The 25,878-nt window shown below is 36.6% G+C and carries 25 protein-coding genes and 1 pseudogene; 14 read left to right on the top strand and 12 right to left on the bottom strand.

Annotation, left to right across the window (positions count from 1 at the left end; genetic code table 11):
• Window positions 1-2 precede the first annotated feature (2 nt).
• From M3210_RS06310 to M3210_RS06295, 4 genes are all read right to left on the bottom strand, one after another.
• Complete coding sequence (locus M3210_RS06310) at window positions 3-1,277, bottom strand: dihydrolipoamide acetyltransferase family protein (protein WP_251512536.1); 1,275 nt, start codon at window positions 1,275-1,277, stop codon at window positions 3-5.
• A gap of 24 nt (window positions 1,278-1,301) precedes the next feature.
• Complete coding sequence (locus M3210_RS06305; protein WP_251512535.1) at window positions 1,302-2,279, bottom strand: alpha-ketoacid dehydrogenase subunit beta; 978 nt, start codon at window positions 2,277-2,279, stop codon at window positions 1,302-1,304.
• 3 nt (window positions 2,280-2,282) lie between these two features.
• Window positions 2,283-3,326, bottom strand: a complete 1,044-nt coding sequence (gene pdhA / locus M3210_RS06300; RefSeq protein WP_251512638.1) for a pyruvate dehydrogenase (acetyl-transferring) E1 component subunit alpha — start codon at window positions 3,324-3,326, stop codon at window positions 2,283-2,285.
• 423 nt (window positions 3,327-3,749) lie between these two features.
• A complete protein-coding gene (locus M3210_RS06295) occupies window positions 3,750-4,412 on the bottom strand; it encodes a YkyA family protein (protein ID WP_251512534.1) in 663 nt (220 codons plus the stop codon).
• Between the two features lie 227 nt (window positions 4,413-4,639).
• Between M3210_RS06295 and def the strand changes: the two genes are divergently transcribed.
• The 3 genes from def to rnjA all read left to right on the top strand — a co-directional run bounded on the left by def (window position 4,640) and on the right by rnjA (window position 7,719).
• Entirely contained in the window at window positions 4,640-5,191 is a 552-nt protein-coding gene (gene def, locus M3210_RS06290; RefSeq protein ID WP_251512533.1) for a peptide deformylase, read from the top strand.
• A 648-nt stretch (window positions 5,192-5,839) separates the two neighbouring features.
• Window positions 5,840-6,049 carry a DNA-dependent RNA polymerase subunit epsilon gene (locus M3210_RS06285; RefSeq protein ID WP_251512532.1) on the top strand — a complete coding sequence of 70 codons (210 nt, stop codon included), beginning with the start codon at window positions 5,840-5,842 and terminating at the stop codon, window positions 6,047-6,049.
• Between the two features lie 2 nt (window positions 6,050-6,051).
• Complete coding sequence (rnjA, locus tag M3210_RS06280; RefSeq protein ID WP_251512531.1) at window positions 6,052-7,719, top strand: ribonuclease J1; 1,668 nt, start codon at window positions 6,052-6,054, stop codon at window positions 7,717-7,719.
• A 61-nt stretch (window positions 7,720-7,780) separates the two neighbouring features.
• On the opposite strand, the gene M3210_RS06275 is transcribed toward rnjA, so the two are convergent.
• From M3210_RS06275 to cbpB, 4 genes are all read right to left on the bottom strand, one after another.
• A complete protein-coding gene (locus M3210_RS06275) occupies window positions 7,781-8,443 on the bottom strand; it encodes a potassium channel family protein (RefSeq protein ID WP_251512530.1) in 663 nt (220 codons plus the stop codon).
• Between the two features lie 182 nt (window positions 8,444-8,625).
• Window positions 8,626-10,461 (bottom strand): ABC transporter ATP-binding protein, encoded by a 1,836-nt coding sequence (locus M3210_RS06270; protein WP_251512528.1) that lies wholly within the window; start codon window positions 10,459-10,461, stop codon window positions 8,626-8,628.
• A gap of 14 nt (window positions 10,462-10,475) precedes the next feature.
• Window positions 10,476-12,227: an ABC transporter ATP-binding protein gene (locus tag M3210_RS06265; RefSeq protein WP_251512526.1), complete on the bottom strand. Its 1,752-nt coding sequence runs from the start codon at window positions 12,225-12,227 to the stop codon at window positions 10,476-10,478.
• Between the two features lie 155 nt (window positions 12,228-12,382).
• Window positions 12,383-12,832: a cyclic-di-AMP-binding protein CbpB gene (gene cbpB, locus M3210_RS06260; RefSeq protein WP_251512523.1), complete on the bottom strand. Its 450-nt coding sequence runs from the start codon at window positions 12,830-12,832 to the stop codon at window positions 12,383-12,385.
• A gap of 782 nt (window positions 12,833-13,614) precedes the next feature.
• Here cbpB and M3210_RS06255 point away from each other — a divergent pair.
• The 3 genes from M3210_RS06255 (at window position 13,615) to M3210_RS06245 (ending at window position 16,289) form a co-directional block, all read left to right on the top strand.
• Window positions 13,615-14,475 (top strand): metallophosphoesterase, encoded by an 861-nt coding sequence (locus M3210_RS06255; protein ID WP_251512521.1) that lies wholly within the window; start codon window positions 13,615-13,617, stop codon window positions 14,473-14,475.
• Between the two features lie 102 nt (window positions 14,476-14,577).
• A complete protein-coding gene (locus M3210_RS06250; protein WP_251512518.1) occupies window positions 14,578-15,153 on the top strand; it encodes an SCO family protein in 576 nt (191 codons plus the stop codon).
• A gap of 674 nt (window positions 15,154-15,827) precedes the next feature.
• Complete coding sequence (locus M3210_RS06245) at window positions 15,828-16,289, top strand: YkyB family protein (protein ID WP_251512515.1); 462 nt, start codon at window positions 15,828-15,830, stop codon at window positions 16,287-16,289.
• A gap of 68 nt (window positions 16,290-16,357) precedes the next feature.
• On the opposite strand, the gene M3210_RS06240 is transcribed toward M3210_RS06245, so the two are convergent.
• Entirely contained in the window at window positions 16,358-16,690 is a 333-nt protein-coding gene (locus tag M3210_RS06240; RefSeq protein WP_251512514.1) for a hypothetical protein, read from the bottom strand.
• Window positions 16,691-16,819: 129 nt separating this feature from the next.
• Between M3210_RS06240 and M3210_RS06235 the strand changes: the two genes are divergently transcribed.
• Window positions 16,820-17,722 (top strand): DMT family transporter, encoded by a 903-nt coding sequence (locus tag M3210_RS06235; protein ID WP_251512513.1) that lies wholly within the window; start codon window positions 16,820-16,822, stop codon window positions 17,720-17,722.
• Between the two features lie 46 nt (window positions 17,723-17,768).
• Here the strand turns inward: M3210_RS06235 and M3210_RS06230 are convergent, their stop codons facing one another.
• Entirely contained in the window at window positions 17,769-17,939 is a 171-nt protein-coding gene (locus M3210_RS06230; protein WP_251512512.1) for an FbpB family small basic protein, read from the bottom strand.
• Between the two features lie 417 nt (window positions 17,940-18,356).
• On the opposite strand from M3210_RS06230, the gene lepB reads away from it, so the two are divergent.
• The 4 genes and pseudogenes from lepB to M3210_RS20390 form a co-directional block, all read left to right on the top strand.
• Window positions 18,357-18,878, top strand: a complete 522-nt coding sequence (gene lepB / locus M3210_RS06225; protein ID WP_251512511.1) for a signal peptidase I — start codon at window positions 18,357-18,359, stop codon at window positions 18,876-18,878.
• A 281-nt stretch (window positions 18,879-19,159) separates the two neighbouring features.
• Entirely contained in the window at window positions 19,160-20,311 is a 1,152-nt protein-coding gene (locus M3210_RS06220) for a zinc ribbon domain-containing protein (RefSeq protein WP_251512510.1), read from the top strand.
• Window positions 20,312-20,343: 32 nt separating this feature from the next.
• The gene (locus tag M3210_RS06215; protein ID WP_251512509.1) at window positions 20,344-21,480 is read left to right on the top strand and encodes a S1C family serine protease; all 1,137 of its coding nucleotides are present in this window, start codon (window positions 20,344-20,346) and stop codon (window positions 21,478-21,480) included.
• Between the two features lie 144 nt (window positions 21,481-21,624).
• Window positions 21,625-21,702: pseudogene (locus M3210_RS20390) on the top strand (YjcZ family sporulation protein); the annotation flags it as partial.
• A gap of 77 nt (window positions 21,703-21,779) precedes the next feature.
• Here M3210_RS20390 and M3210_RS06205 read toward each other — a convergent pair.
• Window positions 21,780-23,147 carry a TrkH family potassium uptake protein gene (locus M3210_RS06205; RefSeq protein WP_251512507.1) on the bottom strand — a complete coding sequence of 456 codons (1,368 nt, stop codon included), beginning with the start codon at window positions 23,145-23,147 and terminating at the stop codon, window positions 21,780-21,782.
• 27 nt (window positions 23,148-23,174) lie between these two features.
• The gene (locus M3210_RS06200) at window positions 23,175-23,585 is read right to left on the bottom strand and encodes a YwpF family protein (protein ID WP_251512506.1); all 411 of its coding nucleotides are present in this window, start codon (window positions 23,583-23,585) and stop codon (window positions 23,175-23,177) included.
• 169 nt (window positions 23,586-23,754) lie between these two features.
• Here M3210_RS06200 and M3210_RS06195 point away from each other — a divergent pair, with 169 nt between their 5' ends.
• The 3 genes from M3210_RS06195 to M3210_RS06185 all read left to right on the top strand — a co-directional run bounded on the left by M3210_RS06195 (window position 23,755) and on the right by M3210_RS06185 (window position 25,857).
• Entirely contained in the window at window positions 23,755-24,489 is a 735-nt protein-coding gene (locus M3210_RS06195; protein WP_251512505.1) for a hypothetical protein, read from the top strand.
• A 23-nt stretch (window positions 24,490-24,512) separates the two neighbouring features.
• Window positions 24,513-25,247: an oxygen-insensitive NADPH nitroreductase gene (gene nfsA / locus M3210_RS06190; protein WP_251512504.1), complete on the top strand. Its 735-nt coding sequence runs from the start codon at window positions 24,513-24,515 to the stop codon at window positions 25,245-25,247.
• Window positions 25,248-25,407: 160 nt separating this feature from the next.
• Window positions 25,408-25,857 carry a YhcN/YlaJ family sporulation lipoprotein gene (locus tag M3210_RS06185; protein WP_251512503.1) on the top strand — a complete coding sequence of 150 codons (450 nt, stop codon included), beginning with the start codon at window positions 25,408-25,410 and terminating at the stop codon, window positions 25,855-25,857.
• Window positions 25,858-25,878 lie beyond the last annotated feature (21 nt).

The raw sequence follows: 25,878 nt of genomic DNA, 5'->3' as shown, positions 1-25,878 counted from the left end.
TCTTACGCCTCCATCATTATTAATTGTGGATCATGTAGTATCCGTTTAATTTGGTTCATTGCAAGTTGTGCGGTTGCACCATCAACGATACGATGATCAAAGCTTAAAGATAACGCAAGTACTGGAGCAACAACAACTTCTCCATTACGGACAATTGGCTTCTCAGCAATTCTACCAATTCCTAAAATTACCGCCTCAGGATAGTTGAGTACTGGTGTGAACCATTGACCACCAGCAGAACCAATATTCGAAATCGTGTTTGAGGCTCCTGACATCTCTTCAGGTTTCAGTTTACCATCTCTAGCTTTTTCTGCCAAGGAGTTGATTTCTGCTGAGATTTCAAAGATAGATTTTCTGTCTGCATCCTTAACAACAGGTACGAGTAATCCTCTGTCCGTGTCTGCAGCAATTCCAATGTTATAGTAATGCTTCTGGACAATTTCATCCGTCTCTTCATCGATTGAAGAATTAATAATCGGATATTTTTTAGACGCAGAAATCAATGCTTTCACTACATATGGAAGATAAGTTAGTTTCACATCTTGTTCCGCAGCAATAGCTTTGAATTTCTTACGATGCGCAACAAGTTCTGTAACATCGATTTCGTCCATTAACGTAACATGTGGTGCTTTTGTTTTCGAATTGACCATTGCTTTAGCAATTGCTTTTCGGATGGATGACATTTTTTCACGAGTTTCTGGATATGCTCCTTGTGGTGCAACGATTTCTTTTTCAGCTGTTGTTACAGTTTCTTCAACTTTTTCTTCAGTTACTGCCTCAGGTTGAGTATCACCACTTAAGAAAGCGTCAATATCCTCTTTAAGAATTCGGCCATTTTTTCCTGTTCCTGTTACTTCCTTAATATTAACTTCTTTTTCACGAGCATATTTCCTTACAGAAGGCATAGCAATGACACGATTTGTCTCGCTATCTTCTTGGTTGTCAGCTGACTGTGCTTCTTTCTTCTCTTGAACTTCTTCTTTCTGTTCTTCCGGTTCTTTAGACGCTTCAGTTTCATCACTTTCATCCGACTCGTAACCTTCTGCGTCAATCGTAACAAACACATTACCTACGTTTGCTACTTCCCCTTCTTGAACATATATTTTTTTGATTGTGCCATCTACTGGAGAAGGAATTTCAACTACCGCTTTATCATTTTGCACTTCAACGAGAACATCGTCTTCTTTCACTTCATCGCCTTCAGCAACGAACCACTTGACAATCTCGCCTTCAGCTATACCTTCACCGATGTCTGGAAATTTAAATTCAAATGCCATACTATTTTACCTCCTGTACGAATTTTAGAAGTTGATTACTTGATTTACTTTTTCAACGATGTCTTTATGGTTTGGCAACCATACTTCTTCTGCTTCTGCAAATGGGTAGACAGTGTCTGGTGCAGTTACACGCAACACTGGCGCTTCTAAATGCAGAATAGCTCTTTCTTGGATTTCTGCCGCAACAGCCGCTGCTACTCCAGCTTGACGTTGCGCTTCTTGTATAACGACTACACGATTTGTCTTCTCAACGGAAGTGATGATTGTCTCATAATCTACCGGAGATACTGTACGAAGATCGATAACCTCAGCTTCAATTCCATCTTCGGCAAGTTCATCCGCCGCTTTCAGGGCAGCATGTACCATTGCACCGTATGCAATCAATGTAACATCCTTACCTTCTCTTTTCACAGCTGCTTTTCCTATTGGAATCGTATATTCTTCCTCTGGTACTTCTTCACGGAAGGAACGATAAAGTTTCATATGCTCCAAGAAAACAACTGGATCATTATCACGAATTGCAGAAATCAATAACCCTTTTGCTTCATATGGAGTAGATGGGATTACAACTTTAAGACCTGGTGTCTGTGCAACCAATCCTTCTAACGAGTCCGCATGAAGTTCTGGTGTACGAACACCGCCACCGAATGGAGCGCGAACCGTAATTGGTGAGTGATGTGTGCCACCTGAACGGAAACGTGTTCTTGACATCTGACCAGCTATGGAATCCATTACTTCAAAAAGGAAGCCGAAAAATTGAATTTCAGGGACTGGACGATATCCTTGAGTGGCAAGTCCAATTGCAAGCCCCCCGATACCTGATTCAGCCAGTGGGGTGTCAAATACACGCTCTTCTCCAAACTCAGCTTGAAGACCTTCTGTCGCTCGGAAAACTCCACCATTTTGTCCAACGTCTTCACCGAAAACAAGTACGTTTGGATCATTTTTCAGTTCAGTACGCATTGCATCTGTAATTGCTTGAATCATTGTCATTTGCGCCATGATTTATTTCGACTCCTTTGCTTCATATTCTTTCAGCTGCTCCTGTAAGTTAAGTGGGAGCTCTTCATTCATATAATTAATAAAATCAGTAACTTTTTGTTTTGGATATTGGTCAGCTTTCTTGATTGCTTCTTTAATATCCTCTTTCGCTTCTTCGATTACTCTATTTTCATCTTCTTCGCTCCATAATTTTTTCCCTTCAAGGAATTTACGGAAACGTACAAGTGGGTCTTTCTTTTCCCATTCTTTATCAAGATCGTCTGAACGGTAGCGAGTCGGGTCGTCCCCTGACATCGTATGTGGACCGAAACGATAGGTCATTGTCTCGATTAATGTTGGACCTTCACCGTTAACTGCGCGATCACGAGCATCCTTCGTCGCCGCATAAACTGCAAGCACGTCCATACCATCAACTTGAATACCTTCAATTCCTGCAGCAACAGCTTTCTGTGCTAGTGTTTTTGCAGCAGTTTGCTTTTCAACTGGTACAGAAATAGCAAATCGGTTATTCTGCACGATGAAAATTGCCGGAGCTTGGTAAGCACCTGCAAAGTTGATTCCTTCATAGAAATCCCCTTGAGATGTTCCACCATCACCAGTATAAGTAATTGCAACATTCTTCTTACCACGAAGCTTCATACCTAAAGCAACACCGGCTGCTTGTACATATTGTGCACCGATAATAATTTGAGGAGCAAATGCTTGCAGTTCCTCTGTATATTGGTTTCCATGAAAATGTCCTTTAGAGAATAAGAAAGCTTGATACAATGGCAGACCTTGCCAAATTAGCTGTGGCACATCACGGTAGCCAGGTAGGATGAAGTCCTCTTTCTCAATAGCAAAATGACTTCCTAACTGTGAAGCTTCTTGTCCTGCCGTTGGTGCGTAGAAACCTAGTCTTCCTTGACGGTTTAGAGCGATGGAACGTTGGTCTAGAATTCTTGTATATACCATACGACGCATTAATTCTCTTAACTCATCATCGGATAGATCCGGCATAAACTCTTTATTAACAACTTCACCATCTTCATTTAGAATCTGGAACATTTCAAATTTGCTTTCCACATCTTTTAATACATGTTTCAAGGTGGTCACCTCTCCTTATAAATAGATTATTATGATTGGAAGCAGGGAACTTCCATTTGCTTCTTCCATATTATTTCACAGTTCTCCTTTTTTGAAACTGTTATATAGTTTCGCTAAAAAATACTGGTACAAACTGTGTACTACTAAATACTAGCTCATAATCGCATTTAGGTCAAACACTTTAACTCAGGCGAATTATATAACATGTAAGCCTAACCATTCTTTACTGTTGTAACACACCGTTCTTTTCTGTATCTGTTTCATGACAGAAAGTCGATAATAACTAGTACAGATAAAACACTCCTTACCTCTCCATACCATTTATGGAGAATTGTTAAACAAAAAGGACTTTATGCAATAAATATTTATTGCATAAAGTCCTTATTAATCTTCCCCTTCAAAGGTTACTTCTATACCAGCCTCTTCATAGAATTCTTGCTTTAAGTTATTGTATTCTATCGTCAGCTCATTAAATTCATCATTGGCGTCCAAAATCTTTCCATATGTTTCATTAACCATCTCAATATGATCATTTAATTCCTGTTGCTCTACTCCTTCTTCTTGGAGCATCGTATAAAGTTCATTTTCTAGTTTGAGGGATTCCTTATATGCTTCATACAATTCGTCATAAATGTCATATCGTGCAACCATCGTTTGATACATTTCTTCCCCTTTAGTTCGTACGTTCTCTGCTTCAATATCTTCAAGGAGGCCTTCAATCTGCTCGAACTCTTCTCTCGCACTGACAATACTTTCTCGTTCAGCGTCAATTTTTTCACTGCGTTCCTCTATAATCTTAATCGCTTCCTGTGAAAGTTCGGTAATCTCATCAAATTCTTCCATACTTAAATCAATAACTTGAGCATAGATTTCTTGTTCCTGCTTTTCCAGTTCCGTGATATCACTTTGTTGAGCTTCAAACTCCTGTTCTAATACGACCGTTTCCTCTAAATGGGAATGTATTTGTTCTTCTACTCTTCCACCACTACACGCTGATAATATAATCAAGAAGAGTCCAATTGTAAGTAAAACTTTATTCCGTGACATCCACTGTTACCTCCTAAAGTCATAACGTAATTATGGAATGAGTATATCATAAAGCCTCTTAAATTCGATAGGCCCAAACTCAAACATTCCATATAGTAGAAAAGATATGCTATAACTATTTCATATATGATAAGATAGAGCAAGAAATAGTTTATAACAACCAGACTAATTCAAGGTCAAAGTGCCTCTGGTTGTACGTGAAAAAAATAAAGTAAGGAGTAATAAATATGATTACAATGAAGGATATTGTTCGTGAAGGTCACCCTTCCTTGACAAAAGTCGCTCAACAAGTCGACATTCCTATTACTGAAGAAGAAAAACAACTTTTGAAAGATATGCTTACTTTCTTAAGAAATAGCCAGGACGAAGAGATAGCAAAAAAATATAAATTACGAGCAGGTGTAGGGCTCGCCGCGCCACAACTCGGTGTCGAAAAACAGATGTTCACAGTCTATTACGTAGATGAAAATGAGAAAGTACATGAATATGCACTTGTTAACCCAAAAATCGTCTCTCATTCCGTAGAAAAGACATTCTTACCTACAGGTGAAGGTTGTCTTTCGGTTGACCGTGAAATTGAAGGATATGTTCCTCGATACTCAAGAATTACTGTAAAAGCTTTCGACATGGACAATAATCCAGTAAAACTACGATTAAAAGGTTATTTAGCAATTGTTTTTCAACATGAAATTGATCATCTAAATGGAATCATGTTCTATGATCATATTAATAAAGAAAACCCATTTCATATCCCTGATAACGCCAAACCACTTGATTAATCAAGTGGTTTTTTATTCTGACAAAATTTATCGATGATCAGTTTCATCATCTTCACCCATGATAAATTAAAGACCGTTCCCTGGAAATCTCCCTTACACTAGTCAAATTTCATTTATTAGTCATAAGCAAACTACCTTGCGCTCATGCATAAATTATAGTGAATGGTAAAAAATACAACTACAATTAGCAAGCAGCAAACGTAAAGGAAACCAATATTTTACTTAACAATACCAAGGTTTTCCTGTTAAATAATAAAGAAAAATAGAACTCGTTTAATTTTATTTCTCTATTTTCATTTCAAATTTTGCTCATTCGTACTATAATATACTTAAGAGGATTGGATCGGAAAAATGTTTTTGCTGCTTTTCTTAATTTTTGAAAGGAGACGTGTGTCAACATGTTAAAGCGCCTTAGAGAAAAGCTGAAGAAACGTTGGAAAGATTTTATAGGTCAAAAAGGACGTGTACCTACAACTTATAAATAGAATTGTATTTCTATAGCCGAATCAACTAGAGTCTTCTTGCATGCTACGGAATATTCAGGAGGATAAATAACATCACTTGTACATGCTAAGCGCACGAAAACCGTGCGCCCAGCATGTCTTATTTGAAACGCCAAGAAATAAAAAAACTGTTAGGAGAGATCATATGATATATAAAGTACTGTATCAGGAACTTGAAGACGAAGTACCTGTACGTGAACGCACACAAAGTTTATATATTGAAGCAGACTCTGTACGAGAGGTCCGCAATAAACTAAAAGATCGAAATTACAATATTGAATACATCCAAGAACTAGATGAGGCACATCTAAATTATGAAAAACAATCCGAGAAATTTAAATTGGAGAATGTCTGATTATGAAGTTTGTTAAAAATGACCAAACCGCAGTCTTTGCATTAGGCGGACTCGGTGAAATTGGTAAAAATACGTATGCGGTCCAATTTCAAGATGAAATCATTATCATCGATGCTGGAATTAAATTCCCAGAGGACGAGCTTCTTGGGATTGATTATGTCATTCCAGACTATACGTATTTAGTACAAAACCAAGATAAAATCAAAGGATTATTCATAACACACGGACATGAGGATCATATTGGTGGAATCCCTTATTTGTTGCGTGAAATAAATGTGCCGATTTATGGAGGTAAACTAGCTCTAGGTTTGATAAGAAACAAATTGGAAGAGCATGGTTTGCTTAGAAATGCCAAGCTAATTACGATTCAAGAAGATGATGTTATTAAATTCCGTAAAACTTCTGTAAGCTTTTTCCGTACTACCCATAGTATTCCTGATTCCTATGGTATTGTAGTAAAAACCCCTCCAGGGAATATTGTCCATACTGGAGATTATAAATTCGACTTTACTCCAGTAGGAGAGCATGCTAACCTTACGAAAATGGCTGAAATAGGTAAAGAAGGCGTACTTTGCTTGTTATCAGATAGTACAAACAGTGAGGTTCCAGGGTTTACCATGTCTGAGAAAGTCGTTGGTGAAAGTATCAACGATATTTTCAGCCGAGTTGATGGGCGTTTAATATTCGCTACCTTTGCCTCGAATATTTTCCGATTGAGCCAAGTCATTGATTCAGCTGTGAAACACAACAGAAAAGTAGCTGTTTTTGGCCGCAGTATGGAAAATGCCATTAATTTAGGGCTGGAGCTTGGATATATTCAAGCACCAAAAGAGACCTTCGTTGATAGTAATCAAATTAACCGTCTTCCCGCTAATGAAGTAACCATCTTGTGTACAGGATCCCAAGGGGAAGCGATGGCGGCACTTTCTAGAATTGCGAATGGTACACACAAACAAGTCCAATTGATACCTGGTGACACAGTTGTATTTTCTTCTTCTCCAATCCCTGGAAATACAATTAGTGTTGGCCGAATCATTAATAAACTTTACCGTGCAGGAGCAGAAGTAATACACGGACAATTAAGCAACGTCCATACCTCTGGACACGGTAGCCAAGATGAACAAAAACTTATGCTTCGCTTAATGAAGCCTAAGTACTTCATGCCGATTCACGGTGAATACCGTATGTTGAAGGAGCATGTGAAACTTGCAGTTGACTGTGATGTTGAACTAGATAACTGCTTTACCCTCGATAACGGGGATGTTTTAGCGCTCGGCAAAGATACAGCAGAGGTAGCAGGAAAAATTCCTGCTGGCACTATTTATATTGATGGCAGCGGAATTGGCGACATCGGGAATATCGTTCTTAGAGATCGCCGCATTCTTTCTGAAGAAGGACTCGTTATTGTTGTTGTAAGTATAAATATGAAAGAATTTAAGATTGCCGCTGGGCCTGATATTATTTCTCGCGGCTTCGTATATATGCGTGAGTCCGAGGACTTGATAAAAGAAGCTCAAGAACTGGTTACACAACATCTAACAAAGGTAATGGAACGGAAAACGACGCAATGGTCCGAAATTAAGAATGAAATTACAGATACAATTGCACCGTTCTTATACGAACGTACAAAACGTCGTCCTATGGTATTGCCGATTATCATGGAAGTTTAATTCAAATAAAGCATTCAAATAAAGCATTAGTAGTCATTTTTGACTTCTAATGCTTTTTGATTTAATCAATAATAAGATTTCTTTCAAATCGATTGATGTCTTTATCCTTTCCAACTACTAGGAGGACATCTCCATGTGCAAAAATATATTCCGGGTTAGGCGTGACTTCAATCTCTTCCCCTCTTTTGATTGCAACGACATTGCAACCATACTTCGCGCGTATATTTAACTCCAGTAACGACTTTCCTATCATTTTAACTCCTGCTTTTACTTCTACAATACTATGGTCATCGGATAAATCGAGATAATCTAAGATATTGTTGGAAATAACATTGTGAGCAATTCTTCTTCCCATTTCCCTCTCCGGATGGACAATACGATTGACACCAAGTTTCCTCAAGATTTTTTCATGATAATCATTTTGTGCCTTAACGGTTATTCTCTCTACTCCTAAATCTGTTAATATTACTGTTGTCAAAATACTTGCTTGAAGGTTTTCTCCAATGGCAACAATCACATGTTCAAAATTTTGAATGCCGATTTCCTTTAATGACTCTTCATCGGTTGAGTCAAGGATGACTGCGTGAGAGACAATATTTTTAAATTCATTTACTTTCATTTCATCACTATCGATCGCAAGTACTTGTTTTCCTTCTTTGCTCAACTCACGACAAATGCTACCACCGAACCTCCCAAGACCAATTACCGCAAAATCTTTACTCATCTCTATCCCTCCAGAATCTTATGTAAAATAGTATATCTTTTTAAGCGACGAATAACAAAATAATTATAGATTCACTTTTAACAAACTGCTGATTTAGTGAATAGTGGATATTGGGTCGTATAACAATAAATTTTTTAAAATAGTAAAGACGGGTAATTTCATTTTGAAATCACCCGCCTTCTCTATTTAGCATCAAGCATAGTAAATTGGGATTTTACTAATTCATAGTACTTGCCTTTTTTATCAAGTAAAGATCGATGGTTGCCACTTTCTAATATTTTACCATTTTCGAGCACAAAAATTTTATCTGCTTCACGGATCGTGGAAAGTCTATGTGCGATGATGATGGATGTTCTTCCCTTCAATAATCGTTTCAAAGCTTTTTGTATCTTTATTTCCGATTCGGTATCAATACTTGCTGTTGCCTCATCTAATATAATGATACGCGGATTGGCGAGTAACGCCCTTGCAAAAGATAACAATTGACGCTCTCCAGCTGAGAGAATGTTCCCCCGCTCTTCTACTTCTGTAAAATAACCATTGGAAAGCCGCTTTATAAAATCATCTGCACCAACAACTTTAGCAGCTTCCATAACTTCATCGTCGCTTGCATTAGGCCGGCCGAACCGAATATTTTCCATGATTGTTCCCGAGAAGATAAATGTATCCTGTAACACAACACTAATTTTTTCTCGTAAGCTTGCCAGCTCCACATCTAAGAGATTCTTGCCATCAATCTTTACCGAGCCTTTTGTCGGATCATAAAAACGGCTGATTAAATTCGCAATGGTGGATTTCCCGCTACCGGTATGCCCCACTAACGCGATAGTTTCACCGGCTTTAATATTTAACGATATATCATGGAGGGCAATCCGGTCATTGTCATAAGAAAATTGCACCTTATCAAAAACAATATGTCCCTCCATTTCATCAAAACGGTGAGCATTCTTTTTTTCCTTGACATTTGGTTGTTCATCAAGGAATTCAAAAATCCTCTCCGACGATGCCATCGCCATCAACAGTTGAGTATACATTTGGCCTAACCGTGAAATGGGCTCCCAAAACATTCCTGTGAAAGTAGCAAAGGTCACAAAAGTCCCAATGGCAATCCCACCGTTTTCTTCACCTTTCAAGATGAGATATGAACCAAATGCAATTAAAATAATCGTACCTACTGCATCGCTGATATCAACAAATGGACGGAAATAAGCACTTTTCTTCGCTGCATTTCTAAAACTATGAAAGTAACCTTTATTCACTCCATCAAAGAACTCTGCATTTTCATTTTCCTGAGAAAAGGACTGGGTTATTCTCATCCCTTGTATCCCCTCATTTAGGTGAGAGTTCATTCTGGATTGATTAATACGCACTTCTTGCCAAGAACGTCGGATGTTTCTTCTAAGTCTTGTTGAGATATAAAACATAATTGGCACTACAATTAAAACAGCAATAGCCAATTGTGGACTCAATACAAACAAGATGACCATGATACCAACAAGCGTAAGTGTATCCATTAATAAATTAATAATTCCACTTGTGAACAGCTCCTGCAAAGAGTTGATATCATTTAAAATTCTTACTAGTATGGATCCCGCTGAACGATTATCGAAAAATCGATGCGAAAGCCGTTGTACATGAGAGAACAAATGATGCCGCAGATCATAAATGACATTTTGTCCAAGTTTGTTTACCCACCTAATTCGGAGAGTATTTGCAACATAGTTTAATACATATAAGACACCTATCAGCACAACGAGCCAAGTCAACAAACTCGTATCTTTATTAAAGATGGCAATATCTATCGCCACTTTACCAATTAATACGGGAACTGTTAGACGAACAATCATCGAAACAAGCATTGCGATGATTGCGGCCGGCAGATAGCTTTTCGAATATGGCTTTAGATAAGTTAATAACCTTAACATCTGCTTCCAGTTGAAAGGCTTTTCTATTACCTGTTCCACCGTGTAATGAAACCGAGTTAAATAACTCTTTTTCTCAACTTTCGCGTTGGACATCTTTCCCCCTCCTCCTAATGACTTACAGTTTCCATAATTTCTTCCCGATCTTGGTATTGGATATCATATATTCTTCGATAGATTCCATTCAATTCCAATAACTCAGCATGATTACCACGTTCTTTTATTTCCCCCTTATCCAATACTAATATCTCATCTGCATGTTTAATGGATGAAATACGGTGTGCAATGATAAATGATGTTCTGCCGTTCATCACTTCTTTTAAAGCTGATTGGATCTTAAATTCAGTTTCCATATCTACAGCCGAAGTGGCATCATCAAGGATTAATATGCTTGGGTCGATACAGAGTGCACGGGCAATAGCAATGCGTTGCTTTTGACCACCAGACAACCCCATCCCTCTTTCTCCCAATAACGTATCGTATCCCTTTGGTAATTTCATAATAAAATCATGGGCTTGCGCACGTTTGGCAGCAGCAAGCACTTGTTCATCTGTCACTTCTGGCCTTCCATAAGCAATATTTTCACGTATTGATGTGGAAAATAAAAACGGTTCCTGAAGAACAAAACCAATATGACTCCGAAGTGTTTTAAGTTTATAGTCAGAAACATGCAGACCATCAACAAGCACTTCTCCAGCTTCTGCTTCGTAGAACCTAGTGATCAGCTGTGTAATACTTGTTTTTCCGGAACCTGTAGCACCAATCAATCCGATGACTTTCCCAGGGGGAGCATCAAAACTGATATTTTTTAAAGCTGCATCGTCATCTTCTACATATTGGAGTGTTACATTTTTAAATGTCACATGGCCTTTAATTGGACGATCAATGGCATGCTCATTTTCCAGGATGTCCTCTTCTCTATCTAAAATTTCAATTAATCGTTCTCCAGACGCTTTAGCTTGCGAGAACATATTCACAACGAAGCCAAGGTTCATAAGTGGTCCAAGTATATACCAAACAAGACTGAAGAATGCGACTAACTCTCCTAAAGCCAACCGTTCTGTGATGACAAGATATCCACCAAAACCTAACAGAGACACCACTGCGATATTTCCGATAAACTCCATTAACGGAAAGTATTTAGCCCATAACTTAGCCGTATTCAAGTAATTCTGTCGGTAGTCATCATTGCTAGAAGAAAATCTTCCAATCTCAAAGTCTTCACGTGATAGTGACTTAACGGTATTCATTCCACTAATATTCTCCTGCACTCTTGTATTCAATTTTCCAAAAGATTTTCTTACACTTCGGAAGGCAGGGTGGACCTGTTTATCAAATCGAAAGACAATCATCCCTAGGAAAGGCATCGCTAGCATCGTTACAACTGCAAGCGGAATGGAGTAATAAAACATAACACTTAAACTGACACCTATTAAAAGGATGATTCGGATCAACTCTGCAAACCCCGCAGATAAGAAGAAACGAAAACCTTCTACATCGGCCGTCATTCTCGACATGATATCCCCTGTTTTTGAATTATCGTAGTATTTAAAGGATAGAACCTGCAGTTTATGGTACAAAGCATTACGCAAATGATAAACAGACGTCATGCCAAACAGTTCACTTAAATATTGAAATGAAAATGTGGAGATTCCCTTAATTAACATTAAGCCGAAAAATATGAAAGAAATATATATAATTAGTTCATATTGATTTTGCATGACAACTTCATCAATGGTTATTTGCAGAATAATCGGATAAGCAACGGTAATACAGGTAAGGATGATTAAGAAGAATAATGACCATAGAAAGTAGTGCTTATGAGGCCAATAAAATTCTTTTAATCGTTTAAAAGTTTTCATTTAATTCCCCCTTCAAAATTATCAGTATATATTAATATAACGGAAACCGAAATAAATAGCTATAATAAATTCATTTTTATGGTAAATTTTTTAAAATAAAAATGAGACATAGGATTAATCCTATGTCTCACAAAAGTCCTGTTAGGGACACCTACTCATTTTTTGTAATTTTTAATATAATAATCTTTCTTTAACTCTTTTAAAATTGCTCTGCGAGTTAATATTCCGTCAAAGTAGCCATCCTCATCGACTACACAAACAAATGCATGATCAATTAATGCATTTAGACCATCCAATAATGTATGTTCCTTGGTAATACGAGGGATATCGCTCTTCATAACTTCATGTACACGCATATCAGAAAGCTTTTCAATTTCAAAGCGCTCGAGGCCCAATATCTCATTTAAAATTACTGTCTTTCCAATAATACCAACTAACTTATACGATGAATCCAGTACAGGTACTGCAGCGTATCCTGATTTAACCAATACAAGCAACGCATGTTCTAAAGGATTGTTTAGTTGAACGTGAGCTACCTTTTCTGAAGAGATCATTAATTCTTCTACTAGGATATTCTGTATTTCTCTTTCTTGCATAGTACTCAACAACATTACCCCCTTATTAAAATAAACAACGAAATTTTTAATCGGGTTGCTTCCTATATCTTGTCCTTTGTATGATACAAATTAACTTGCCATTTCATTCCATTTATTATTTTTTAAGCAGTCATCTATAACTATTGTAACAGAAGTGATGGGTATTACGAAGTCTGGATCGTGGAGATGTGCAAATCAACGGACATTTGCACGGACAACAATTCTTTAATCAAAAAAATTTCCTTATACTATGAGCATATGTACCAATTAAGCTAACGTGTAGTAAATTAGACTATAGTACAAGTTTCCCAATGATCATTATACCTATTAATGATGGTGAAGGCTATTTTTACCAAAAGTATTTCTTTTAAATCGGGATTTACTTCAAGAATACTTTACTCGAAGCATTTACTTTATAGAAATACAAAGCAAGGATTACACTGACTTTCTCCTATACCCAAATTAACGAATAATTAAACTTATATTGAAGCTGAATTCAAATATATCAACAAATAGATTAAAATGGATACCCTGTCCCCCAGATAGAATACATTCCTTCTACAACCCTGTCGTTGAGGAGTTTTAAAAACCGTTACACTTTACTCGACTAAAGTATATCGGTTTCTAGGTTAAATGTCAATAATTTAACTGATAATTTAGATTATAACAACACTTCAAAAGTTATTTTAAAAAATGATCATTCCTATACGCGGTTTTTAATTATCCATGCTATAATCGTTAGGTAACATTGACTTTTTATGTCAAGATTGTTGTAGAAAGGTTTGACCAAGATGAACCGACGCGCCTTTTTAAAAAGAGCTGGTGCCTTTACTCTGGCTTTATTAGGGTTGAGTGGTGGGACGATTTATTACGGTAGGGAAATTGAACCCTCCAGCCTTGAGATAAGAAAAGAAGCAATACTTTCCAATAAACTACCTTCTGTGTTTCACAACAAGAAAATCCTCCAATTTTCCGATACCCATCTCGGTTTTAATTATTCGGTAAAGGATTTAAAAAAACTTGTAAATCTAATGAATAGCCGAAACCCGGATATCATTGTATTTACTGGTGATTTAATCGATAATCCAAAATACTTGGAGGACCATAATCATACAGAAATCATTAATGCACTTCAGCCATTAGAGGCCCCCTTGGGTAAATATTGGATTTACGGAAATCACGATCATGGCGGATATGGGACTGAAACTTTATTCTCAATTATGGAAAGCTCGGGATTCAAACTGCTGCAAAACAGCCACGTTAAAATTAGCGAGCAAAATCAATCCCTTATTTTAGCTGGCATAGATGATATGATGCTTGGTAAACCAGATTTGCAAGCAGCACTTCATCAAGCAAATCCTGATTTATTCACCATTTTATTAGCCCACGAACCTGATTTTGCCGATGAGGCTGTCCATTATCCAATTGATGTACAATTATCAGGTCATAGTCACGGCGGGCAAGTCCGACTTCCAATCATTGGACATTTATACACTCCTCTTTATGCTGAAAAGTATGTGCTCGGTAAATATGTTATAAATAATAAGTTAGAGCTTTACGTAAATGCTGGAATCGGCACGACAAGACTCCCCTACAGGTTATTTTGTAAACCAGAAATCCACGAATATACACTACATGCGAAAATGTCATAAAGCTTTCACATGAAGAACGGTCTCTCCAGTAAAATCTTCTTTCGATAAGTGTTATACTTAATATACAGAGCTATATATATACAGAAAGGAAGATTGTCTTTCATGAAACGCTTGCTATTATTCGTGGCACTCTCCCTTTTCCTAGTCGGCTGTGGGGAAGCAATTGAAACAAACATGAACGAAGATATGATTGATTTTGAGTTTACGAATCAGGACAATGAACCATTCAGCCTCGAAGACTTAAAGGGAAATTATTGGATTGCAGATATGGTCTTTACGAACTGTACTACTGTCTGTCTTCCAATGACATATAATATGAAAACTCTTCAGGATAGTTTAGCTGAAGAAGGATTTGATGATATACAATTAGTTTCATTCACTGTTGATCCGAATTATGACACTCCAGAGGTATTAAAAGAGTATGGAGAAAGTTATGAGGCTGATTTCAGTAATTGGAACTTCTTAACAGGTTATGACTTCGACACCATTAAAGAGATTTCCATCAAAAACTTTAAGAGCCCTTTAATCGAAGCACCTGAAGAAAGTGATCAAGTGACCCATGGAACCAGATTCTATTTAGTCAATCCTGAAGGTACAGTTATAAAACATTATGACGGGGTTAAATCTGAAAGTATGGATACAATCCTAAACGACATCAAAAAAATATATAATGATTAACATCATCTAAAAGCATTTTCTACAAATGCTTTTTTTCTTTCCATTTTTTAATAAAACAACAGTAATCGATATAAATTGCTAACATACTGAACTGAGAAGAAAAACCTTTAGCTGTAATCCGTAGTCCAAGGCCCCTTCTCTTTCCGCAGACGGCAAGTTGCCTCAGATGTAAATGAAATGGTAGTGTAAATCTTTTTGGTAGGACGAGGAATCTCAGCCCCAGACATTGCCACAGGACGGGGTCTCATTCTAACCTCCACTTTTACAGGATTCCGAGTTATCTGGATTGCTCCGTACATGAAGTCCATTGAAGCATAATTGTAAACGATATATTACTTTATTCAATGCTCCACAAAAAGTTTTGCTCAAAGCAGCCCCCCGATACACCGAAGACTCCAGTGGGAGCGCTAGGCTGGTGAGACCCCACAAGGCGCTTACGCCTGAGGCAGACTAAGAACGCCACGTCGTGTGGCAACGTCTGCACTAGCACATCCTGTGCGTCGGAGGCTTATCAGCCACCCACGGAAAGCGAAGGTGTATCGGGGGGCTGCGGAACTACAAAAGAAATCAATTAGCCTAAATTCATTTTATCAGTATTCTATTTCTACCATTGATTAAACGCTTTCTTTAAGGTACGATAGAATTATATTAGAGGTGAAGCAAGGAGTGACTATATGAGTGCTGATATAGATCTGCAAGAAATAGCACAAGCCATATTTACAGTAAACCGGCACGCAAAAACAGCGCCTGAGCCACAACATTTATATTATATTAAAAAGGAAGCAATCAATAAACTACTGAGGGAGAAACACGCAGAAAAAATAGGACTACATTTCTCAGATAGGCCAAAATATAGTAATCAACATTCAACTCTACTTGTAAAAGTAGCTAATTATTATTTTCACATCCCACCTTCCAAAGAAGACTTCAAGGAATTGGAACATCTTGGGTCATTAGATAAAAACTATCGAAATCCCCAATCAAAGATGTCACTATCACAGGCAAAGCGTATATTGTATCCTTATATCAACTATAAGCCTGTAACTAGGCAGAAAAGGAGCCACGCTTATTCATCTTCCTACTATACTCCTTCATCCCTTGGCAAAATGGAATGGCCACCAACGAAAAAGCATTAAGATCACCGATTCAGCTCCTAGTATGATAGTAGTTGAATAATCATATTTAAAAAGGCGTGAAACAAAGTTCACGCCTTTTTATTAATCAATCGTTTATATAGTGATTTAAAACCTTTTACAGTAATTAATAGAAAACCGTACACACCTATAATTTGCAATAGATATGGAAGAAATATTATTGCCTGTGCTTCTTCATTTCCAATCACTAAAATAAAGAAAAAGAGATTTAGAAAAAAAAGACTACCTAGGACAAAGCTGAGCAGATATCCACTACCAGTTTTCATGCCCCATTTTATCAATCGATTTGCCAATACAAACGCACAACCGAGAAATAAAAGTCCAGCGATTAAAAAAATATAATGATGGTGAAATACAATCCAGTTAGTGAAGAAGTCATCCATCAAAGGAACCCCCACCCACAATTTAACATTCTACTTCTAAATTATTCCCAATTCTTAACATTCCCATACATTTTTATTAATTGATAATGTTATAATAGTAGACAACTTATTGGAAAGGCAGCGATCAAGTTGAATAAAGCTTTTGTTTGCATTCTAATTGGAGCGGCATTATGGGGGACTATAGGGTTCTTTGTAAAAAATCTTTATGGCTTTAATTTTACACCAATGGAAGTAGTAACCTTAAGAGTATGGAGTTCAGCAATGATCCTGGTACTATATTTACTCCTTACTGCACCGAAACAACTTGCTCTACATAAGCTTATTGATATTAAATACTTTGTTGGAACTGGGATTTTCAGTATTATATTCTTTAACTATTGCTTGTTCACAGCTATTGAAATTTCTTCTATCCCAGTTGCGACGGCATTGTTATACACCGGACCAATGTTTGTAACTATCTTTTCGTTCTTTTTATTTAAGGAAAGCCTTACGAGAGTTAAAATCCTTTCTCTCTTCATTACTTTATTCGGAACTAGTCTCGTCGTAGGGCTGATTCCCTTCGATAAAAATGCTTTTAAAGTGGGAGCAATTATATTTGGTATTGGTTCAGGAATTGGATACGCGCTTTATAGTATCTTTAGTAAATATGCATTAGTAAAGTACTCCAGTCTTTCGATCACAACATTTACATTCCTAACAGCAGCAATCGCTCTTATCCCCTTTTTTCCATACAGAGAAAAAGCTGGATTGTTGATGGACCCTATGGTACTTATGTATGCATTCGGTTTAGGCTTATTGCCGACTGCCGTAGCATATATCGTATATACTTATGGATTAAATCAGACAGAAGCATCTAAGGCTGCAATATTGACAACGATTGAACCAGTCGTTGCAACCTTGATAGGAATCACCATCTTCACAGAGCCATTCTCTATCTTTCAAATGATAGGAATGCTATGTATCATCGGAGCAGTAATCATCGTTCAACTTTATAGTAAAAAAGAACTTGCGATGATAGATAAAGCAGGATAAAATAAAAAACGAAGGGAAGAATTCACTTCCCTTCGTTTTTTATATATTATCTTTCGTTAGAGTAGAACTCAGCGTCTTGATCACGTTTTTTCCGCGTGAGAGCTTCATGCCTCTTCTCAATTCTCATTTCAAGCTGGTTTAAACTATTTTCATCATCTAGTAATTCCCTAATATTTTGGTTTACTAGTTGTTCGAAACTTAGACGTTTTGGTCTCATTTTTCGCACTCCTTTGTACATTCTATTTTTATTATACCCAATTCTCCTTCTTTTTAATCGAAATTATTTGAACATTTTCGGAACTTTTGTTCAAAATTAAAGGAAAATTTAATATTTCATTTTTATTATATGATATTTACATTGAATTTTCAAATAAATCACCCATTTAAAAGCACTATGCGCAATTTAACAAACACTTTCATGGATATTTTAACTTAGGTCTTACGCTCCGCATGATGTTTCTATCTTTATTTCTTGTTTCTATTTGAGCAATCTAGTACATTCTGGTAAGAAATTCTGCCCATAATTTACAGAAACAAATGATTCTATAGAATAAATTAACGTAATTATCATCGATTATGACCTTCATATATGCTAGTATAAAAATGAATGAGAAATAGAAAAGGGTGGCATCAGTTGGCTTCAAAACAAAAAAATGAATGGATCCAGTGGCTAAAAGCCATGGTACTTGCAATCGTGATTGCACTTTTTGTACAAAACTTCATTTTCGCCACGTCTATAGTTGAAGGAGATAGCATGGAACCAACACTGGAAGATGGCGAGAGATTAATTTTTAATAAGATTGTCTACTTCATTGATGAGCCTAAGCGTGGAGATATCATCATTATTCAGCAACCAAATAAGAATTATGTAAAACGGATTATTGCATTACCCGGAGAAATAATTGAAATAAGAAATAGTGAATTATATATCAATGGTGAAAGATATATAGAAACGTTTCTAAGCGAAGAAGTCCGTGGTAAGACAGGAGAGTATGGCCCGATTCGTGTCCCTCAGAACAGTTACTTTGTTATGGGAGATAACCGTGCAATAAGTAAGGATAGCAGGAATGGTTTGGGTTATATTCACAGAGATGAAATAATCGGTAAATCGGAACTGATCATCTACCCATTTACCGAATGGGAACGTACAGAATAATAAAAGTAAACAGGGCAGTCACTAGTTGATCTGCCCTGTTATATTGACTATTTTTCATTATCCAAAATGCAAAATCCGATATTTAAAATAAGAACTCCAAAAAGAACTACAGCAAAAATTGTCTCCATTTAAATCCTCCCTCTCACCCTAGACGTTATGATTAAACATTTTTAATTAAAGTTAATGCTATGTACCTTATCATCCCTTCTATCATAACAATTTTTTTCTCCTAAATAAAGTATATTGTGATAAAATGATGAAAGATTGTTGGAGGTGATATCATGTATTATTGTCCGAATTGTGGAACTAAAGTAAATCAGGATGAACACTATTGTATAAAATGTGGCAAGGCGCTCCCAGATATAGAATCACGCCTTCATACGAAACAGTTTAATAAGTGGTGGATTCTTCCTATTGTTACTGTTGCTGTTGTAATTATAGTTATTGGAGTTTTTTATCTCTATTTAAATAATCAATCCGCAAAAGCAATGGAGTTATATAATGAGGCTGAAAATCTTTTACTTGAAGAGGAATATAAAAAAGCAGGTGAATTGCTGCAAGAATCCCTTCAGCATAGAAAAGACTTTACCCAAGCTCAAATTGCCCTACGATTCTCAAAAGATGCTCTAAGAATTGAAGAGCAGTTGGATAAAGCTAAACAAACTTTAGAAAATGAAGATTATAATCATTCATTAGAACTTATACACGAAGCAGAGAATAACTTAAACACTTATCATGGTTCAATTGTAAGTACGCTGGTAGAAAAAATTGATGAATTCCAGGCGTTGGTGCGTCTTCAAGAGCTACAGGCAAAACTATCTCAGACACCTTCTATCGATGAAATTAGAATATTGATTTGGGAAGCGGAAGAAATAAAACATCCTGACGCAAATGAAATTGCTTTACAATTAAGAGAACAACTGGTTGATTACACCTTTTCAAAAGCAAGTGAAGCATTGAATGACAAGCAGTTTAATGATGCATTATTGATTACGGAAGACGGTTTAAAATATGCTCCAGATTCCGAAAAACTACAAAGCTTGCTGACAAATATCAATAAAGAAAAGCTATCGTTTGAATCAGCTATTAATGAGCGACTGGAACAAGCGATGGATACAGCATATAAAGAAAATCAGATAAACAAAAACGATGCAATAGAACTGGTTTCTGTTGACGTGGAAAATGATAAAGATGGAAAAATCGTCATTAAAGGTGAAGTGAAAAGTAATGCCACAGTACCTATAAATTCTATTCTTGTTGAATACTCCCTATCCCGGAATGAAGAAGAATTTTTATCAAATGAGATTTATGTTTTCCCGGATGTTCTTTATCCAACTGAACACGGAAGATTTGAATTCACTCACTTCGATCTAGAAGATAAAAGTTCAGATATATCAGCGGAAGTCAAAAAAATCACATGGTATACCGAATAATAATACGGTCATGAATAATGAGGTGAAAAGAATTGAAACAAAGAAGCATTATCGCAATAGCATTATCCATCACCTCCCTACTGCTTGGGATATTCATTATGATAAAAATGTATTCCGATTGGAAAGCTGATGAGCTTACAGTAAATCAACCTGTTATAAATCTTATACAGGAAAACAACGGTAGTTTGGATTTAAAATCAATCATCCATGAAGCTGAAAAAAGTGTCATTCAAATTGAGGGGCATAACGAACATCAGACTATTACAGGATCTGGTTTCTTATATAATGATAAAGGTGATATTATTACGAATGCCCATGTTATTGAGCATGCAGAGGCAATTTACGTAAAAACAGCAAATGCAAGATTTTACCCTGCTGCTGTTATAGGTATAAGTGAGGTAACTGATATTGCAGTGATTCGTGTACCCCAATTAGCCAATGGCGATCCACTCCCCCTCTCAGAAGAAGTAGCAGAGATTGGAGATGAAGTGATTGCACTAGGCAGTCCTCACGGTTTTCAGAATACAGTTACATTAGGGATCATTTCTGGTACAGAACGCAATTTTGAAGTAGATGGTTACAATTATTCCGACGCATACCAAATTTCTGCCCAGATTACCCATGGTAATAGCGGAGGGCCACTCATTCATAGAGAGACCGGTGAAATTATTGGAATAAATTCAGTAGGTACGCAAGATGGATTAATTGGATTTAGTATACCGGTTCATGAAGTAATCGATGAAGTGAAAGAATGGTCCAATCAGGCAAAAAATGATGAATTGAATTTCGCAAGCATAACCGATATCGTGAATACGATAAATGAAGAGCAAGGATTAGAAGATGCAATTTACCTTACAGAGTACTTCTGGGACAGCATAGCCATCCGTGACTATATTAGTGCTTATTCACTTCTTGGAAGTGGACTGCAACAAAGCGCTTCTTATTCAGATTTCAGAAATCGTTATATTCACATTGTTGACTTGAGGATTAAAGATACAGACAGTGAGTTATTGGATAATAATCAAATTCAATCTACAATAAAAGTGGATATCATAAAACGTGAGGATAACCAAGAGGATGAACTGACAACGTCGAAGAGCTTTCAGTTTACATTTTCGTATGAAAATGATCAATTAAAGATAACAAATATTAAAGAAATATCGAATTAATTTTTTGTAACAGCTTGTACTTTCTGTGTATTCGTCTATACGTTTTTCCCCCATTTGCATATAGTAACACTGTAGATATGGGAGGTGAAACGTATGGGCTTTGGATATGGCGGAGGATGCTATGGCGGCGGCGGTTACGGATACGGCGGTTATAATAACTTCGCTCTAATCGTCGTGCTTTTTATCTTGCTTATTATCGTCGGAGCAGCATTTTTCTACTAAAAAAGAATGATAGCTTGTGCATATACCCTCATGCACAAGCTATTTTGTTTTATAAGCGAATAATTTATGTTATCTATTTAGCCAATGATCATTCTCTCTTTAGGGTAATGGATATTTGACATTGTGGCTTTTGGTTGGAACATAAGCAGGAAAGTGATGACCCCCACCCTTCCAATAAACATAAGTATCATCAACACTATTTTACTGGCGACGCTGAGCTCTACTGTAATTCCCATAGAGAGGCCTACTGTACCGAATGCAGAGCTGACCTCAAATAGGATCTGCATTAAGGTTAATTCCTCAATTGCCGATACAAATAAAATTGATGCAAATACAAACATTCCTGCTCCCATAGTGATGATCATCGCTTTTTTAATATCGTCTTCATGCACTTCCCTCTGAAAAATCCGTACATGCTTTTGTCCTCGCATATATGAATAGATAAATAAGATCAACAGGGCGAAAGTAGTCGTTCTGATGCCACCGCCAGCACTGCTCGGTGAAGCACCGATAAACATCAAAAACGACAAAAATAATTGATTCGCTTCTGATAACAAGCTTACATCCAGTGTAGCGAGTCCACCACTCCTTGTCGTAACGGACTGGAATAGAGAGTAAAAGAAAGCTTCGTGCCAGATCATATTTTGGAAAAAATCTTTACGATCGAAAATATATATACCTATAGTACCTATAAAAACTAGTACACCGAATGTAATTGTCGTCACTTTAAAAAACAAAGTGAAACGAAAAATTGTCTTGTTTTTCCGTCTGTATAATATGTATTCCTTTAGTTCAATTAACACAGGGAAGCCAATTGCCCCAAAAATAATTAAAAAGATAGTGATCAGCTGATAAAAATAATCATTTTTAAAAGGAATCATCGATGCACCAGTCAGATCAAATCCCGCATTGGATATTGCAGTAATCGTGCTGAAATAGCCGTGAAAAAATGCTTCTTGCAACGGAATCCCGTAATAAAGTGAAAAATATGTGCCCAGAACGAGAACAAAGATGAATTCAACAACCAGAATTAGGATGATAATTTCCTTTATTAAACGGACAATCCCTTCAAAACTTGTCTGATTTTGATCAGTCATAATCAATCTTCTTTCATTCAGACCAATCTTTTTCCCAAATAGCAGCCAAATCAATGTACTCATCGCCATGACTCCAACTGCGCCAAGATGTAATATTATCGTCAAAAAGATAATTCCCGTCGTACTGAATGTATCTACGATGGAAATCGAGCTTAATCCCGTTATGCTAAGCGCGCTGACAGCAGTAAATAACAGATCGATAAATGGGATGGAGACTCCCTCTTGATATGAAGGGGGTAATGCAAGTAAAATAGTTGAAACTGCTACTGCAGCGATATAAAAAAGCAGTAATAATTGTACTGGTGTTAAACGGTTTAACCAGAGAATTCTTCCATATCTGTTGTTCATAATTAAATACCCCTATGCTAATTCGAATTAGAGATCTGATTTAAACTTTTTTAAAAGCTCCTCTCCCCTATAACCTTCATTGGTTAACTTGACTAATTCATTTTCCAATTTTGCAGTTCGTCTGTCAACCATTTTTCCCAATAGAAGGACGTTCATATGGTCACCAATTTTATTTATTCCAATAATAGAAGCAATGCATGTAGCCAATTCATTGGATTCAGTAGTAATTCTTACATGGATAATCAATTCCTCATATTTACTTTTCAAGTCTTGAAAGTAGGGCATTTGTCTACCTTCCACATAGGCCTCGACCAACCAACGATTTTCATTATCTTCTCTATTGATGATCAACCCATCAAGAAGTGGAACAGATGTATATTCATATGTATCTGATTCCAAATCGACAATATGCAATTGTTTTAATTTAAACGTCTTCATCCTCATTCTCCCCCGCATATTTTGTTACTTGAAGTGTATCAAAAATATGTACAAATGAAAATGAAAGGAATAGACTGATTGTATAATTTTAAGAAAATCACGATAAATGCAGGAAATTTGAAAGTGGTGTACAATTGTAATGTCATTATACAGCTGGGAGCGGGTAAACATGCGGGTCATAGCCTTTATTCTTTTATTATTCGTATTAACAGCTTGCTCTGGAAACGATTCTGCTATTCCTCTACAGAAGGTGGAGACTAAAAGTCAGGCAGAAGAATTCCACGAGGAAGATTCTGATGTATGGAGTGATGAGGAACCAGAGAAAATTGGTGATTTTCTCGAATTTATGATTGAAGATGAAGTTGTGTCCATTTCGATAACGGAAATTCCGATTCTTCATGAGTTTATACAAGCTCAAAAAAATCCACAACAAGCGATTGAGGGAATGCAACTGGACAAACATGAAGTCGCTTTACAGCAATTCTATTTACTTCAGTTTTCCTGCTATAAAAATCATTGTTCACATTTTATTTTACATCCCGATAAAAGCAAATCTGCAATTCTTATTGCAGATATGGCGAGATACGAAACATTCACTATCTCACCAGATGAATCAAAAATTGCCATTCTGTTTAGCCGTCTAGGAGAACAAGAAGTTCCCCTTGGTGATATCGTTGTATTTGACCTTACCAATTGGTCATCAATAGCCCTCATAAATGATTCTAAGGACAAAGATATGCTTGGTTATAAATTTCCGATTCTTAGTGTTGAATGGCAAAGTGACGATTCCATCGCAATCAGCTACCCAGATTTAATTGAGCCTAGCAAAGAATATTGGGATGCATGGAGTGTGGCCGAAGAGAACTCAAAAACTATAGAAACATTCCATTTACAAACAGACTAAACAACAGAAAGGGAGAAATAATAATGAACGAAACTATACAATTACTTCATAATCATCGATCCATTCGTAAGTTCACATCTGAAAAATTAACAAATGATGAAGTAAGAACGATTGTTAAAGCTGGTCAACGTGCGTCAACATCGAGTAATGTCATGGCTTATTCCGTAATAGGAGTAACGGATGAACATTTAAAAAAGGAATTACGAGCAGTTTCAGGTCAGAAATATGTGGAAAACAATGGCTATTTATTCGTTATCTGTGCTGATTTAAGTCGTATCGCCAAATTAAATAAAGAAAAGGAAAATATCAGGAAGAACCTGGAAAGTACAGAGCAGTTTATTGTAGCAACTGTGGATGCAGCATTAGTAACGCAGAACATGGTTATTGCTGCTGAATCAATGGGCTTAGGTGCCTGCTTTTTAGGTAGTTTACGTAATGATATTAACCGTGTAGATGAACTTCTTCAGCTTCCGGAGTATGTCATCCCTCTATTCGGTTTGGCAGTTGGACATCCTGATCATAAACCAGACATCAAGCCACGTTTACCTTTTGAAGCAGTTTTCCATGAAAATACATATGATAAAGATAAGAAAGAATTTGTTCAAGCATATGATGAAATTCTTTCCGACTATTACCAAAAACGTGATTGCAATAACAGAGATGATAATTGGACCAATCAAATGATCAAAAAATATAGTGTGCTGACACGGATGGATGTTTCAGCATACGTACAAAAGAAAAATTTCAATAAACATTAAGATGTCAGGGGAAAAAAATACCCCTGATTTTTTTATGATTATTTTTGCAGGAAGTATTTTCCAAGTATATTTTCATTGCAAATTCTAATACTAAAACTGTAAGTTGAAGTACCCCTACAATTTAACTAATCTTTATCATACGAAGAAAGATGTGATTGTTTTGAAAAGAACTTCGACAATTTTTCTCTTTTTCATCGTTTTACTTTGTGGTTGTTCAAACACAACCAGCTCGGACAAACCGAACGATAGTGGGGTGTCCATTACCCAAACATCTACAAACTATCAACAAGAAGCTAGTCAACAGGCGAAACGTCTCATAGCAAATGAACATGAAATTAACGAAATTTTTGCTGTTAACAATGATAAATTGCTCGTCATTGGTGTAGATCCGAAACAACACGATCGCCTTCAATTAAAAGAATTGCGAAAGACATTTAAAGAAATCCTTGAATCAAATGGAATAAAACAAGACATTGAGCTGTCCACAGACCAAAAAATCATCTTAGAACTAAGGAAACTGGAAGAGCAGCTAGATAACGGGGCGTTATCAAAAAAACAATTAAACAAGGAACTCGAAAGAATACAAAAGCTTTCCAAAGAACAAACCTAATGACAAGTACAAGAGGTGGAT

The organism is Oceanobacillus luteolus (assembly GCF_023715655.1).
Classification (GTDB): domain Bacteria; phylum Bacillota; class Bacilli; order Bacillales; family Amphibacillaceae; genus Oceanobacillus; species Oceanobacillus luteolus.
Note: the sequence above shows the minus strand (reverse complement) of the source record. Positions and strands in the feature narration are given on the sequence as shown.

What these genes read in the sequence shown, in the direction of transcription:
- M3210_RS06285 (WP_251512532.1), top strand. Translation starts at nt 5,840, where the DNA reads ATGATATATAAAGTACTGTATCAGGAACTTGAAGACGAAGTACCTGTA.
- M3210_RS06245 (WP_251512515.1), top strand. Translation starts at nt 15,828, where the DNA reads ATGAGTGCTGATATAGATCTGCAAGAAATAGCACAAGCCATATTTACA.
- M3210_RS06295 (WP_251512534.1), bottom strand. Translation starts at nt 4,412, where the DNA reads ATGTCACGGAATAAAGTTTTACTTACAATTGGACTCTTCTTGATTATA.
- M3210_RS06250 (WP_251512518.1), top strand. Translation starts at nt 14,578, where the DNA reads ATGAAACGCTTGCTATTATTCGTGGCACTCTCCCTTTTCCTAGTCGGC.
- M3210_RS06195 (WP_251512505.1), top strand. Translation starts at nt 23,755, where the DNA reads ATGCGGGTCATAGCCTTTATTCTTTTATTATTCGTATTAACAGCTTGC.
- pdhA (WP_251512638.1), bottom strand. Translation starts at nt 3,326, where the DNA reads ATGTTCCAGATTCTAAATGAAGATGGTGAAGTTGTTAATAAAGAGTTT.
- M3210_RS06275 (WP_251512530.1), bottom strand. Translation starts at nt 8,443, where the DNA reads ATGAGTAAAGATTTTGCGGTAATTGGTCTTGGGAGGTTCGGTGGTAGC.
- M3210_RS06230 (WP_251512512.1), bottom strand. Translation starts at nt 17,939, where the DNA reads ATGAGACCAAAACGTCTAAGTTTCGAACAACTAGTAAACCAAAATATT.
- M3210_RS06240 (WP_251512514.1), bottom strand. Translation starts at nt 16,690, where the DNA reads ATGGATGACTTCTTCACTAACTGGATTGTATTTCACCATCATTATATT.
- M3210_RS06200 (WP_251512506.1), bottom strand. Translation starts at nt 23,585, where the DNA reads ATGAAGACGTTTAAATTAAAACAATTGCATATTGTCGATTTGGAATCA.
- rnjA (WP_251512531.1), top strand. Translation starts at nt 6,052, where the DNA reads ATGAAGTTTGTTAAAAATGACCAAACCGCAGTCTTTGCATTAGGCGGA.
- M3210_RS06205 (WP_251512507.1), bottom strand. Translation starts at nt 23,147, where the DNA reads ATGAACAACAGATATGGAAGAATTCTCTGGTTAAACCGTTTAACACCA.
- M3210_RS06220 (WP_251512510.1), top strand. Translation starts at nt 19,160, where the DNA reads ATGTATTATTGTCCGAATTGTGGAACTAAAGTAAATCAGGATGAACAC.
- M3210_RS06265 (WP_251512526.1), bottom strand. Translation starts at nt 12,227, where the DNA reads ATGAAAACTTTTAAACGATTAAAAGAATTTTATTGGCCTCATAAGCAC.
- M3210_RS06310 (WP_251512536.1), bottom strand. Translation starts at nt 1,277, where the DNA reads ATGGCATTTGAATTTAAATTTCCAGACATCGGTGAAGGTATAGCTGAA.
- M3210_RS06255 (WP_251512521.1), top strand. Translation starts at nt 13,615, where the DNA reads ATGAACCGACGCGCCTTTTTAAAAAGAGCTGGTGCCTTTACTCTGGCT.
- M3210_RS06270 (WP_251512528.1), bottom strand. Translation starts at nt 10,461, where the DNA reads ATGTCCAACGCGAAAGTTGAGAAAAAGAGTTATTTAACTCGGTTTCAT.
- nfsA (WP_251512504.1), top strand. Translation starts at nt 24,513, where the DNA reads ATGAACGAAACTATACAATTACTTCATAATCATCGATCCATTCGTAAG.
- def (WP_251512533.1), top strand. Translation starts at nt 4,640, where the DNA reads ATGATTACAATGAAGGATATTGTTCGTGAAGGTCACCCTTCCTTGACA.
- M3210_RS06305 (WP_251512535.1), bottom strand. Translation starts at nt 2,279, where the DNA reads ATGGCGCAAATGACAATGATTCAAGCAATTACAGATGCAATGCGTACT.